This window comes from Nocardia sputi (genome assembly GCF_023501985.1).
The window spans coordinates 1-15,320 of the sequence record NZ_JAMFLC010000025.1; the positions used below are offsets into that span (position 1 = coordinate 1).

At 66.4% G+C, this 15,320-nt stretch carries 3 protein-coding genes; 1 reads left to right on the plus strand and 2 read right to left on the minus strand.

Annotated features, from left to right (window positions below; genetic code table 11):
• Window positions 1-849 precede the first annotated feature (849 nt).
• Entirely contained in the window at window positions 850-1,371 is a 522-nt protein-coding gene (locus tag M8859_RS29175; protein WP_249645136.1) for a hypothetical protein, read from the minus strand.
• 153 nt (window positions 1,372-1,524) lie between these two features.
• Here M8859_RS29175 and M8859_RS29180 point away from each other — a divergent pair, with 153 nt between their 5' ends.
• Window positions 1,525-13,185, plus strand: a complete 11,661-nt coding sequence (locus tag M8859_RS29180) for a preprotein translocase subunit SecA (RefSeq protein ID WP_249645137.1) — start codon at window positions 1,525-1,527, stop codon at window positions 13,183-13,185.
• 438 nt (window positions 13,186-13,623) lie between these two features.
• On the opposite strand, the gene M8859_RS29185 is transcribed toward M8859_RS29180, so the two are convergent.
• Window positions 13,624-15,228: a phosphatase PAP2 family protein gene (locus M8859_RS29185; protein ID WP_249645138.1), complete on the minus strand. Its 1,605-nt coding sequence runs from the start codon at window positions 15,226-15,228 to the stop codon at window positions 13,624-13,626.
• Window positions 15,229-15,320: the final 92 nt, after the last annotated feature.

Sequence of the window (15,320 nt, forward strand, 5' to 3'; positions counted from 1 at the left end):
GTCGAGGGCCGAGGCAGGGTCGCGCTGATGCGCGCGGGCCTCGAGCAGGCCTACAAGGTGGGCGCTGCGAAGACGGCGGGGCGCCTGTCGGCGTTGGGGCCGGCCCGGTTCGCGGTCGCGGTCGGCAAGGCCGCCGCGCTGCCCGCGGGTGTGGATCTCGGGGTACAGCTTGCGCAAGTCGCCTCCCGCGACCGGAATTCGACCGTCAAGGGCCCGAACGGAGAGAACCCGAGGGGTATTGATCTGAAGTCGGTCGCTGCCGCAGGAGTATCGGGCGCTGGGGGTGCGTTGGGCGGCATGGCCGCGGGGATGCTTGCGCCGAAGGCCTTTCCCCGTCTGGAGACCAGCCGCTGGGCGCTTGGGCTGGTGCAGGGGGTCGCGGGCGCGGTGTCCGGTTTGGGTGCGGCGGCGTTGATCACGGGCTGGCCGGAACGCCCCGAGGACGTTTTGGCGTCGCTGCTCAGCGGCGGATTCGCCGGAGTCGTTGATGTCCACAGAGGGGGCCACTCGGATCTCGGTTCCCCCGTGAGAGAAGTGGTCGATGGCAGCGTGGCCCACGTGCCTCCGGATCCTTCGACGATGAGTCTGAGCAAGGATGCCGTGATGCGGCTGGCGGGGGCTCCTCAGGGGACGAAATCGCTGGTTCCCGCTCCACCTGCTCCGGTTGACAACACCGGCGGCACTACCCCGCAGCCCGCGAACCCGGCCTCACCCGGCCCCGCTACGGGCGCCGGACCATCGCAGGCTGAAGAGAACTCGGTTTCGTCGGGGCCGCCGGGAGCGACGGGCGATGGACAGCACGGGCCCGACGAGTCGGGAGACCGCGCGCGGCACCTCGCCGATTCGGGATCAGGTGAGTGGGCTCCGGTTTCGGATGCCCACGCGAACGGTCAGGCAGGGACGGCCGGGCAACCAGGGGACTCCAACTCGCCCGCACGGCAGGGTGACCGGGCAGCCGCAGACCGGATCGGCGATCGTGCGCGCGGCGATGACGGTGCGCATGGCGGTGATATGCACAACGACGGCGGTGCGCAGGCTGGTGGCGCCGGGATATCGCAGACCAGGGACGGCGGGCAGGCCGATAGTGGCGGCGGTGCGCACGCCGGCAATGGGCAGGCTGGTAGCGGTGCGCACGGTGCTGGTGCTGGTGGTGTGCAGGCTGGTGGTGGCGCGCACGGTGCTGGTGCTGGTGGTGGTGGTGGTGTGCAGGCTGGGCGTGGCTCGGCTTCCGGTGCTGTCCTGTCGAGCGCGGGTGGCGACTACTCCGGTTCGGGGCCGCGGCCATCGGCAGATCACGGCGAGGGCGGCGCGCACGCGGCCGGTCGTGGCCGGATTGCCTGGGCTCCTGCTGGCGACAGTGTGGCTGGACACGAGCCGGCGGCTGCGCGGCCGGGACCGGGACCGGCGACGGTTGATCCTCCGGTGGAGGTGGGCGATGCCGGTCCTCACAGTGCGGGCGATGAGGGCCCGGCGCGGGTCACGGCGCCGAAGCAGACGGACATACCGTCGGCGCACGAGCCGCCGGTGGAACACTCCGCGGATGCGGCGCCCGCCGACGATCGCCCATCCGTGCACGACGCACCCGACCGCCCGGTGGGGGAACTGGCGCAGGAGTTGGTGGGGTTGCCTTCGGCAGATCCGGCGACGAAGCGGGACCTCACCGCCGAGCAGCAGGCTCAGTTCAAGGCGGCGGCGAAGAAAGCGCTGACGGTCTATCGGTTGCGGCAGGAGGAGCTGGCCGGTGAGTCGTGGGAGCAGCGCAGGCACGCGATGGAGCACGGCGATCGGGCGGAATCGCTGCTGCGGTACATCGACGCGGTGCGCGAGGGAACCGGGAAGACGCCGCGGTGGAATCAGATCAAGGCGTTCCTGCTCGGCGAGCACGGCTTCATGCGTCAGATGGGCACGGGGCAGGGCAAGTCCATGGTCGGTGCGCTGGATACGTTGCGGCAGTTGTCGCGTGGAGAGCCGGTGGAGGCCGCGAGCGGTAAGTCGGTGCGGGTGCATCATGTGATCACCACGACCGAGGTGCTGGCCAACGAGGGGGTGCGGGAATTCGCGCCGATGCTGCGCGGTCTCGGGTATGAGGTGGCGCGCTGGGATCCGCACGACCCGCCGGGCGAGACGCAACGCCCGACTGTCTACTACATGACCTACGACGAGCGTGCGACCGCCGAGCTGTTCGACCGGCCGCCCCCGGGGAAAACCGCGACCATCGATGAGGCGGACGCGGTGCTGGTGCACAACCAGACGGTGCACTACCAGTCCGAGGGGCAGCGGGAGATCGCCTCGGAGGTGGAGGCCGCCGGGGTGCACCGGGTGCGTGACTTCTTGAAAGCCGTCTTGCGCAGCCGAATCACCGCGGCGAAGGACCTGTCGATGCATCTGGAAGAGGCACTCCACGATGGGCCGCTGACAGCGGAGGAGGCCGGGGCCGTACGGGCGCTGTCGGCGGTGGAGGTCGGGGCGGCACGGACGCTGACGGCGCGATTGCTGCGCGAACAACCCGAGCAGTGCCTGGACACGGTGAGCCGGTTGTGGGAAAGCTACGCCGGACGGAAATTCACCGCCGAGGAAACCGAGATGGCCCGTGCCTTCCTGGACGTCAAGGCGGGCCGGTTGAAACTGGATCGGGATTTCCAGATCTTCGGAGAGGATTCCGAGAAGAAGGTACAGATTCTCGACGAGTACGGGAAGCCGCGAAGCGATCCGAAGATCGGCACCGAGAGCCGGTGGTTCGGAGGCCGCCACAAAATGGTGGAGGCGATGTTCGGTGCCCCGGTGTACTCCGATGGGACGGGGTCGAAAAAGGTGACCGTGGAGGACGTCCTCGGCAGGTACGAACATCTGCATCTGATGTCGGGCACGCTGGAGCGGACCGCGGCGGAGATCAAGGAGAACTTCCCTGTCGAGGGTGGTTTGGCGAAGGTGGAGGACTTCGGCCGGTCGAAACTGGTGGGGGAGCAGGATCGGATTTTCCTCACCGAGCCGGAGAAATTGCGGGATGCGGTGGGCCGGGTGCGGCAGTTGCAGGCAGCGGGGCGGCCGGTGCTGGTGATCTGCCCGTTCAACGATCTGGCTCGGAAATTCTCGCTGATGCTGACCAAGGCGGGCGTGGAGCACAATTCGATCGATGCCCGGTGGTTCGCCGAGCACCGCGACAACAACGCCGCCGAGGAACACCTGCTGTCGGTCAAGGACACTGCGGGTGTCCGGGGCGCGGTGACTGTCGGCACGGGGATGCTCGGCCGGGGTTTCGACGTGTCGATCAGCGACGAGGTCAATGAGCTGGGCGGGGTACACGCGCACATGCTGGGGCGTTCGCCGACCAATCCGGACGAGGACCATCAGTGGTCGGCGCGCGCGGGCCGCAACGGCCGCAACGGCAGCTTCTGTTTCAACGTCGCCGCGTCCGACCGCCTCTACAGCGAGGCGCAACAGCAGGGTGCGCGGGTCGCGGTCACCCACTACCGGGCCGCGGTGGCCAAGCACGCCGAGGCCACCGCCGAATACACCGAAACCGTCCGTCAGGTAGGTGACCCGGATGCGGCGCAACCGCAGAAGTCCGTGCAGGCGGCGCGGACGAAGGTCGCGGCCACCGCGGCCGATGTCGCCGCGGCCGAGCGGGAGATGCGCAGCCTGACCACCCCCTTGCAGAACGACGCGGCCGACCGCACGTATCTGCAGCGTGCGATGCGCCGCGCCAACCAAGCCCACGCGCCCCCGGCCGCAGAAGATCTCGCCGCCACCTCGCCCCAGTCCACCGTCGCTGCGGACCTCCTCCACACCGGGCCGGGCACTGCCCATGCTGCGGCGGGCGTTGACCCGACCGGGGCAGACCCTGGCCGGACCAGGTCGGACACCGGCCACGCCGGGGCGGACAAGGACCGCGTCGTGATGGAGGCGGTGCACGTCGGGCCTGACGCCGTCCAACCGCACCTGCGGGGGGACCGGTTCGCGCGGCTGGCCGGGTGGCTGGGGATTCCCGCATCGGTCCAGGCGGCCGCGGCCATGTTCGACACCGACGATGACGACGACCCGCTGAGCCGACTGCTGGAACGAGCAGGCGTCTCATCCGCCGCTGTGGAAGCGCTGAACCAGCACCTCGACCACGCCGCGCCCGCGGTGGTGATGCGGGCGGACACACTCAGCGACGAGCAGGCACTGAATCATCTGATGCCCCAGCGCAATCGGCTGGCCGCCGAACTCGGCTGGGAACCCGCTCAGGTCGCAGGCGCGGAGGGCGTGCGCCAAGTCGGTGCCGCCGTCGACACCGCCCGCAAAGAGCTGGCGGACCTGCTGGACGTTCCCGCCACCGAGGTGAACACCGCCACCGCCCGCGACTGGCTCGCCGACGCGGTCGCCCGCCTGCTCGCCCCCACCGAAACCGCCGACGACCCGGCCACCGAACTCCTCGTGCTCGCCGCCTCCACCTACCTGGCCGTCACCGCCCTGCTCGACCTCGCCGTCGCCATCCACCAGCGCAGCCCGAAGAGCTGCGTCAACAACGGCGTGACGATGATGCGGGTGCTGTACCCCGACAGCGAGCACGCCTACCATCTGCCGGACGACATGCCACTGCGGGGCCACGACGAAGAAGACACCGAGCGGGCCTTCGGCGGCGCCTTCCGGGCATTCGGGTCGCTGGACGCGGCCGCCGAATCGCTGAAAGATCGTCCCGGGGGTAGCCAGGCGCTGGTCTATAGGTGGATGAACAAGGGGGAAGTCGAAAGCCACCTGGTGCTGCTGGTCAACGACAGTGACCGAGCAGATGCCCCGAACCTGGTCGTCTTGGACATCGCGGCCGCCCCCGGAGAGACTCCGATCACTCCGGCAGATCTGGCAGGTCGGCCCGCGCTGCTGAACAAGGCAGTCCCGTTCCAGCAATGGCGGCGCGAGCAGCAAGCGTTCATCGACCGACTGAAGGAGGCCGATCGCGCCGTTTTCGCCATCGAGTTCGACAACAAGGGCCAACCCCTCGCCCGCCTTTCCGCAACACAGCGCTCTGCTGTCGCCTCCCGGGACCCAGGACTTCCTCCGCCATCGCTCTGGTCGAGCCGTGCCCCACCGCTGCGGCGGAAGATGTTCGCGCTCGCCGGCGCTCGCCCGCCCGGCGACGGCCCGTCACCGGACAGCTCCGTCCCGGCCGATACGACTGAACCGGACACGCAGTCGTCGAACGTCGACTCCGGTTCGGCGATGCCGCACGACGATCCGGAAAGTCGCGGCACGGATGCGGGCTCCATGCAAGGCCGCGTCGGCAGCAGGCCCCCAGCGGGACGCGACCGCGAGTCGACATGGTCGGCCGGTACTGCGCCGCTGGATTTCCGGACCACGCGGGCGGAGGTTCATGCCAGGACCGGGGCCGAGGTCGGAGACGGTCTGGCGACGCTCGAGACGTTCGTGGCGATGCGCGATGGCGCTCCGGTCCATCCCGGGGGCGGTGCGGACGCGGGGGATCTCACCGATGAGCAGATGGCGGGGCCTGCTCTCGTTCCCGAGCAGCTTCTGCTCACCCAAGAGCATGCGGACGCACTGTCGGATGCCCTGACCGAACGCGATCAGGCAGTCGACCGGATCACCGATCAGGTGTGCGAATTGGAGCACGTGCTCGCGGCATTGGTCGGTGAATCCGGAACGGTAGACATGGTGTCTCTGACCGGTGTCCGCGATGAACTGAATACATTCTTGGACCAGCAGTTGGCCGCATACGCCGAAACTCCAGAGGGACGGCGTGACCAGATGATCGCGACCCTGCGTCAGGTTACCGCGAAGCCGCGTCTGGACGATCGAGATATTCGAGTACTGAACGAGATAATGCCGGCCAAGCACGGTGGACTCGCCGCGTTGCTTCCCGGGGCGAGAAATCGTTATGCCCAGGCGTTACACACCGCGGCCCGGGTTCGGCTCGCGGAACTGGATTCGCATCGGGTGGACGCCTTCCGAGTCGATGACGCGATGCGGCGTTTGCAGCGCGGAATTCGAGGTCAGCTCGACCACGCGGCAGAGGTGCTCTTTGAGCGCGGGTCGCGTCGGACGATCCAGGGTTTGCTCGACGACATCGATTCGATGCGGTCCAAAATATCGGCGGCGCGTCGGAATATCAGCGCTGGATGGCACGATATCCCGGGCGACGGGCTGGCGCCGCTGCTATCGGAGATCGCCCGGGGTCTGCGTACCAGAGACGATGTAGTCGAAGCAGTAGCCGCCATTGCCGCGCCCCGGCACATCGCCGTGATCGTTGATGACGTACTGAGGATGGTCGAACAGTCCGCGGTCGGCATATTCGCCGAATCCTCGATGCGGGGTCTCGTGTTCCGCGATCAGGAGGCTCGGCGCGTCAGGGCCTTGGAGGACACCGTAGCCCGCGTGCGCACCACAGTGGGCATTCCCCAGACTGCCCCCGATCTGTACACCCGAGTAGTGGATAAGTCGGCGGAGCACCGATCGGATCTCAGCACCTTCGTGGATCCGGCCGACACACTGTACCTGCACTTCACCCCGAACATTCGGGCAATCGCCACAGCGGGCATGATCCGGTCCGGCGCACACGACGAGATCATCAACACCACGGCCGGCCATTCCCTCGGGGTGCATTTCATCAAGCCGGGGAACTGGCAGGGGACGGAAAACTTCAACATGTACGTCGGATACGCCGGACTCCGCCGCACACTCGCAACCGGGAACGGCACTGTACTGCCTGACCCGCTCGGCGCGATCGTCGTCATGCCACTCGGCGCGATCACGAAGACAACGCCGATACGCAACGAGGCCAAGACGACCGCACCGGACGAGGCTCATCTGGCCAGCGACGCCACATTCCGTCCTTTGGACGGGAATCCCAGTTACGCCTACCCTCTCGACGACGCCTACATCATTCCTTGCTACAGCAATCTGCAGGTCCCTCAGGAGCAGCGTCTGATCATCGACCCCGACACTGGGGAACGAAACGTGCGACCGATTGCCGAGCCGATCCGCGACGCCTTTCGCCGCGCCGGGTACGAGGAGGCTTGGATCGACCGGCACGTCATCGAGCTACCAGAACGCATCGCAGCGGACCCTGACACTCGCGTCCTCCACGGGGAGTACGACCGTACAAAAAGGTTGATCCGGCAGGCCCAGGACGAGATCAAACGGCGGATGGCCGAGGACGGGACGTACACGGATCGACTCGTCGTTCCATTGACCACTGAGCACGGGCGGCAATTCGAGACCCTCGATCTGCACGGCACAACGCGGCAGGGTTACCACTCGACATCCGCTCTTGCCATCGAACGGCTGATTGTCACTGACCGGCGCCCGCCGGTCGGTGACGCGGAGAAACCGCGGAGCGAACGTACCCGGTGGACTCGGAGCGACCAGCCGGATAGAGCACCCGACCAGCAGGAACAGCGCACCCGACCGCACGGACTCGACGGTCCCATCGGCAGCCGGCCGTCGTCCGACGTCACCGCGAGCGAGCAGAACCGGCCCACGCCGTGGAGGACAGCGAGGACGGAGCCGGATCAACCGCCGATTCCACCGGCGTCGCCCGGCGATTCCGTGCCGGGTGAGGACACTACCGGACCGGGCGAATTCATCGGGAGCAGACCGCCCAGCCCGGGTGAGGCCGCAGGCAGGCCGACGCCGTGGGCGCGGCACACGGTCCCGGAGGCGTTGATCGAGCAACCCGACGGGTCGGCTCCAGCGGCGTGGCCGACCCCGAACGGCACCGAGCCGTTCCGGCGGTGGTCGAAGGATGCTCGCCTTGCTCGCGGACTGACTCAGGCCCAATTGGCCGCTCGCATGGGCGTGCCGAATTCGGCGACATATATCGGTTCGCTGGAGCGTGGGGTGACGATCACGCGGGATATGGCGGTGCGTCTGCTGGAAGGTCTGGGCGCTCCCGCCGAAGTGGCGGAGTCAGTACTGCGCGAGTACTTCCCGGACGAACACGGCGAGTTTCCTGATCCCCGGTCCGACCGGTTCCGCCATCCCAAGGACTGGATAATTGCCGCTCGCACGAGTAAGGGACTGTCACGCACGGAGTTGGCCGCGCGCGCAAGTGTGGGCCTGACCGGTTTGAGCCAGGAAGAACGCGCGGAGAACCCCCGGGGCGAGTTCGGCATGAACCCGGATTACGCGCTGCGCCTGCTCGCCGGACTGGACGCACCGGGCGATATCGCCACGGCGTTCATGAGTCGCTTCTATCCCGACTGGGAAGCCGCAGCGCGGGCCGACGAGCCACGAAGCGGCGGGCCCGACGGATTCATCGGCAGCCGTCCAACGGGTTTCACGCCCGAACCAGGTGACCGGCAGCCCGCCGAGGATCTCACCACGCGCGACGAACCCACCAGGCCCGATCCGGTCCACGCGACGCGAGAAGAACTCGCAGAGTGGGCAACCCAGCTGTCCGACCACGGCCTGCGAACATTCCTTAACCGCGCCCAGACGGAGACTTCGGCGCATATCGCGGACGTGCATCGCGGACAATCGCCCGCGCTGGAAGCAGCCATCGCCACGGCACGAGTGCAGACCGTATTGGTGATCGAACAGTTGCATCGAAGCGCCGCCGGTGGTTCCGGATCGCTGCTCGCCGCGGCCGACGCGGCGACCAATGTATTCGAGGTAATCGGAGCGCTCCACCTGGCCGACACGCGGTCGGCGTCCTATACCCACGATCTCGATGTACTGACCCGATTCCCGGAGCGATTGCGCGCAGTCGCCGAACTCGGGGCGGCGCGCTTCGTCGACGGCTCCGACTGGGCACGGCTTGCCGACGAGTGCCTCCTCGCGGGACGCGACAACGGCTGGGACGAAGAGCTGATCCAGTCGCTGCGTGCGCTGCCTGCGCAAGCACCCGAATTCGCTGCGGCGCTCACCGGCTCGGACCGGATCTTCTGCGACGCCGGCGGCCGATATATTCCGAACGCCTACCGGGCGGCGATGTACTATCTGACCCGCAGCCACGACACCGACGAGGCGATCAACCGGCTTCGCGAGCTGGACCATGCCGTCGCGGCGGCGGTGGTTCGCCTGGGGTCGACTCGGCCAGCCACCGAGGCAGGGCTGTCGCTGTTTCAACTGCGCCTGGATATCCACGCGGCAATCGCGTCCGCCGACGGCGCGATCGCTCCCGCTATGCGATCCAGCGCCATGCGTGGCCTCGACCACAATCCGCTGCTACCGCAGACGATCGAGCGAATCGTGCTCGACCTCGGTGCCCTCGCCCGGCACGGCTCCGAAACACCGAGATCTATCCGACCGACCTACACCGCCTACCCCATCGCGTCCGAGTATTTGGTCGGGGCCTCGGACGAAGACATTTTCCCCGTTATCGAAGCTCTGGCTTTCGCTATGCACGGAGGGGATTTCATCAAATCGACCGGTCCCTCGTCAGAGCTACTGCGGACCGGATCGGATGGTGTTTCCTTCGTGATGGATCAGTGGGGCCGCTTCCTGGCCGCGATCGACCACAATTCCCTGCTTCACCTGATGTCGGCTATGGGGGACGAGCTGGCCGGCTGGGGCACATTGTTCACCGACCAGAACGGACGGCTGGACGATCCGGTACGTCCCTATCGGGTGGACGAAATCTTCGATCCCATGGGTACCGCCCAACTGCGTGATGCGCTGACACGTGGCGGGCTCGGTCTCGATGACACCAACTTCGACAATGCGAGCCAGGGCAAACTGTGGCGCCACGATTCGACACCGGTGTCGGCGCTGTTCACCATGGAGCCGCTCGGCTTCCTGGGAAGCATCGAGTCGATCTTCGCTGTCTACGACGACGGTTTCTGGATAAAGCCTGTTCGCGGCGGAACGACACGCAGCGCCGACGAGGTGCGAGTACCGCTGATCCTCGGCCCCCTTCGCCACGAACCCGGCAATATCGAGGTTGCCGTATACCGGCAGGGCGACCACATGATCGTCCGATACCGTGACCCCGACCCGGGTCCCGAACCCGATCGAGTCGCCCCCGTATTCGCCGAGTTCCATCAGCGCATGAACCGATGGGTAACCGAATCCGACGGTGTCGAATGGCACCCCGACACCGCTCAGGTAGTTCACACCTTCGAACAACACCTCGGGCGATCGGTTTCCGGGCAAGACGGTCCCGATGGCTACATCGGCAGCCGTCCATCGGATTCGGCAGCCGACTCCAATGATCCGATGCGGCGTTCGTCGGTGGTGTTCGGACCGGATGCACCTACGTCGCAAATTCGTGCTTCTCTCACGGGGCCGCTGAGTTCCCTCGGATTGGACGCCGCCTCGGTCGAGCCCGCCGCTGGACTGCTCGATATCGCTGCGTGCCTGGTGAACTACGGTATAGCGGCGGCGGATGGCGACAGCGTGAAGTTGCTTTTGTCGAGCAGGGGCAGCGACAAAGGTTTCACGGTCTCCGGAGCGCTGTCGGGATCTACGGTGGTGCGTGCCCGTAGGGCCCTGGAATCGGAGTTGCTGGGTAAAGGGTTCGGCACGTTCGAGTGGCGGGGTCGGGCAGGTGAAACGGATTCTTGGTTGGTTCATCTGTGGGGAGATCGAAAAAGCATCGTTCACGTAGACCCCGCGCAGTTGGCGGGGCTGGCAGAAGATTTCGGTGCGGATCAAGTGGGTTCGGCGGTATCCGCAGCGGTCGGGCGCGCATCACGACGGTGGGGTGGTCTGAAGCACACCGGCTCGCTGGCGGTCGAGCTGAACGATGGGCGGCTGCGGGTGCGACTGCTGGGGATCCGTCTCGTTGACGGCCTCGCTTACGAGCCTCCCACGTTGTTCGACGAAACCATCACCCGGCCCGGCGCGGACCGGCCCGGTGGGTTCATCGGCAGTCGGCCATCCGACTCCGCCGATGCGGCGGGGCTTTCCGCTGATTTGGCGCGCAACCGCGCGGACGCCGCAGCGCAGTTACGCGCGGCTGCGCAGCGATTCGGCGAGGAGCCACCCGTACGCGGTGCGGAGGCCGCGGCCATCGAGGCATGGCAGCACGCCCGAAAAGCGTCGGCCGCGACGATTGCCACGCTGACCGGGACGAACCCCGGTCTGGTGATGACACAGCTGAGCGAAGTGCTCAACCTGCTGCACAGGCGGTTGACCGCGCTCACCCAGCCGGAATGGGACCGACTGCTCAGCAGTGGCGGGCAGCAGCTGTCGACGGCGCTCGGTCCGTGGATCGGTCGCAGCCTCCGGCTGGAAGATGATCTCCAACGTGCCACGACACTGGCACTCGAAGGAACACCGGACAACGCGCTCAACAACTCGAATGCCGAACGGCGCACACAGCGCACACGAGATCTCGACGACATGCTCGGTCGCTCTGCCACCAGCTCCGGCGTGGCGGCGAATGCGGGTATGGACCTACCACAGGCACTCGAACGCCTCGCCGCCTCGATGGAGGAAACCCCGACTGGTCGCCTCCTGAACGCGCTGCTCGATCATGTGCGGTTCGCCCGGCTGATCCAGCTGACCACCACGTGGATGGAACTCGACGGATACATCACCACGAACTTCGGCCGATTCGAGACACCGGAACAGTCGGGCGGTTCGTCTCCAGAGGAAGGCGATCGCACATCTGGGCTCATAGGGAACCGGCCGCAGGATCAGCCAGGTGATGCCGGACCGAATAACGCGGAGAAGTCGACGCCGTGGTCACGCTCGAGTAATCGGCCCGGAGCGTCCGACCAGTCTGATTCCCCCCATCGCCCCGAGCCGTCGGGTATCACTTCATGGTCCCGACCGACCGACAGCGCATCTCCGGAACAGGCGACGTCGATCGAGTTTTCGCAACAGTTCTTTCCGAAGTCGGCAGCGGGATCCGGCACCGATGAGCCGAGCTCCGCGCGCCCTCCTGATTTCATAGGCAATCGACCTCCTGACGACGAAACCGCAAGCCTCGGAACCGAAATCGACAAGGTCGCGCAGGCACCCAGTGTGAAGCGAATGCAGGCGATGCAGGGACGTCCGGGAGTCACGATCGAGTTGCTGACCTTCGACGACAAGAAGGAGACACAGGTCCTCAGGGAGATCTACGACGATGCTGACCAGGCAATGGCGGAGTGGACCAAAGCGAAGATCGGCCGGGCCATGGGCGCGCCGATCGCCGACGTGTTGCTGGATCGACAGGATCCATATCATGTCCTCTACCGGGACTTCGTGCTCGAGGGGGCACGCAACAACCCTCGGGCAGTCGACCTGCTGGGCATCTTCGCGGCGATCACCGGCAAGACGAGCCCCTTCGCCGCCGCCTTCGTCCGCGACGTCGGCGGCCGCAGAGTGTGGCAGGACCACCACCTTGGTCGGCAAGACATCGTCGAGATCGGACAGCTGGTGAAGTCCGTTGGGGATTCGCTGGCACAGATACCATTTCCCCCGTCGATCTCGAGGACAGTGCTCGATACGCAGATGGCGGCTATGTCCGCGTTGCGAGAGGTGGCGCAGCACGCCGAGCATCCACTGCGGATGGCCGGGCTCGACGAGGAGGCGCAGGCCAAGACCAGACTGGTCGCGAATTTCGAGCTCGATCACCCCTATATCGAGCTGTCCGGGCTCGTCAGTCCCCACATCCCGGCGGATACGGTCGGGGAAATCCTGGACAAATTGGATGACCTGCTCGGCAAGTATCGGTACGCTCCCGGTTTCCGCAAGCTCATGACCAAAATCCGCGTACTCAAAATCGATTTCGTGGCAGGAGCGCGCGCCATCGCCATCCGCGAGTATGTGGAGAATGACCCTGCCCTCTTCCAAACCATACTTACATTCAGTTTGCCGCATGCGGCCGATCGGATGATGACTCTCGCTGACAGCGACTTCCGTCGCCTGAACGGCATGCATCCGAGCAGCGCTCAGATATACGCAGACGATGTCTGCCACGAATTCGCCCACGCCATCGATCAGGCCACCAACTATGCACTCAGCAAAAAGCTCGCCGCAGTATTGATCGCCGCCCACGGAAAGCTGGAGCTGTACGGCTTGACCGAGAGTTACGTGGAATGGCGTAGTCGCTTGCCCTCGTTCGCCTTCGAAGATTCGACCAAGACCAAACTCAATTACCCCGAGGCCATTGCCGTCGGATTCGCCGACGCGGAAATCAACGGTGCCATTGTCGGCACACCGCAATGGGTCATCCACCATTACGTTACGACACTTCAACGGCCGGAAATCAAGCGGGTACACTTCGCCATGTATCAGCAGGGCCTTCCCGATGGCTAGATCGGCAGCCGACCGCCCGAGCCCGCCGACGCGGATGGGCTTTCCGCTGATTCGGTGCGCAACCGAGCGGACGCCGGTTCGCCGATGTCGCAGCAGGATCGGTTCCGCCGCTGGTTCGAGATGCGAGGGCAGGAAGCCGAGGTGGTCACTCAGAGTGTCGCTCGATACACACAGATGACGCCTGCGGACGGTCGGCCGCGCACCAGCAAAGACGGGACCAGATGGCCAGATCAGTAGCCTTACCGGCGTCCACGCCCAACACAGTCGGTCAGGGTTCGACAAGCAGGTCTCGTGATGTCGCTGAGACCGCCAGCAGAACCGATGATGTCGATGATGTGTTTCGGCCGGAGGAATTCGATGTAGCCGATATCATCCGGGCGGCGTTGGCGGATGTGTCGGAGCCCGATGTTGCGGCAGATCTGATCCATGTGTGTTACTTCAGGGCGTTTCGGTGTCGTCGGCGGCTGATCTCTTGCGGATCGGTGTCGACGACGCGCGGGAAGTCCTTGCCGTGGCCGGTGACGCGTTGCGGAACGGAAAGTTTCGTGCGGTGCTGCCCAGAGCCGCCGACTGACCAGAGGTCTCGACGGGTTCGACGACCCACCAGGCGATCGCTGTCCATATCGATGCCAGCAGGACCGCGCCGATGATGTCGGTGGGGTAGTGCGCACCGGCGTAGATTCGCTGCACGCCCACCAGCGTGGGGATCGCGATGATGGTGACGGACAGGAGCCGATGCCCTCGTCCGCGGGTGGTGGCCCACAGGAGTGCGGCGGTGGCTGAGTAAAGCGTCAACGAGGCGGCGACGTGCCCGGAAGGGAAGCTGGCGGTGGGTGGCAGGTCGGGATTGAGGTGTGGGACCTGGGGGCGGTCGCGGTCGACGATCGCGGCGGTGGTGAGAAACAGCGTGATCTCACCCGACAGCGCGATACCGAGGAACAACGCCGGGCGCCAGCTGCGGAGGACGCCCACCGCCAGCGCGGCGACGATCAGGGCGACCGTGATGACCGCGGTGGTATTACCGAGTTCGCCGAACACGCCGAGGATGGAGGTGAGCGTAGGGTTACGGTGCTCGGCAAGCGTCGCCACGATGCTGTGATCCCACCGCGGCACCGGGTTTTCGGCTTCCGGGGCGCGCACCAGCATGCCGATTCCGACGAGCCCTCCGACGAGCAGCACCCACGCGACCGCGAGTTCGCCGATTCCTCGCCATGGGTGGGGAAGGGTGGGCGCATGCCGCAGCGGGACCGGCCGCAAGTCGTCTTCCTCGGCCGGCGGTACGTCACCCGGCAGCGGGCCCGCGTCGCCGATTCGGGCGTCGCCACGCCATCGGTGGAACGCGACGGTGGCCAGCACGAGCCACAGCGACCCGAGCAGCCAGCCCGCGAGGACGTCGGTGAGGTAGTGCACGCCCAGCGCTATCCGGCTGACGCCGACGGCCGCCACCATGAGGACCGCGAACACGGCCACCGCACGGCGTGGGCCCGTCGGCAGGATCGGTGCGAAAACCAGCAGGACAACGCCGTAGCACACCAGTGAACTCATCGCGTGTCCGCTGGGGAAGCTCCACCCGTCTGTGCTGTAGAGGGGAGTCTCCACCACCGGACGCAGCCGGGCGACAAGCTCTTTGACGATCGGGTTGAGGATCAACCCACCCGCGCCTGTCACCACCACGTAGACAGCAAGGCGGGGGAGACGACGAATGAGCAGCCAGAGCCCGCAGACGGCGAGCACAAGGACCAGCGTGCCGGTCCCGCCGAGATCGGTGATGCCGGTGAGTACGTTCCGCAGAATCCTGTGCTCCGCTGCCACGGAGACCAGGCTGTCGGTGACCGCCTGATCCGCGCTCTGCATCGGTTCCCACCGCGCCCGGACCAGCGCTGTAAGCACACCGAACCCGAGACCGACGGCCACAGCGCCCAACAACGCCGCGGCACTGCGGATGGCGAATCGTTCGGCGGCCGCGGCCTCACTCCGAGGGGCCGGGCCGCCAGGGCGGTCGGCGCCCGTCGCGGCATCCTCGTCGTGGCGGTCGACAGACAACGCAACACCTCCTGCGATCGTGCGAGACCTCGCCGTGCAGCGAAGACCCGCGACAGGTCACCAGAGAACCTCCGGGTCTGGATGAGTCGTTG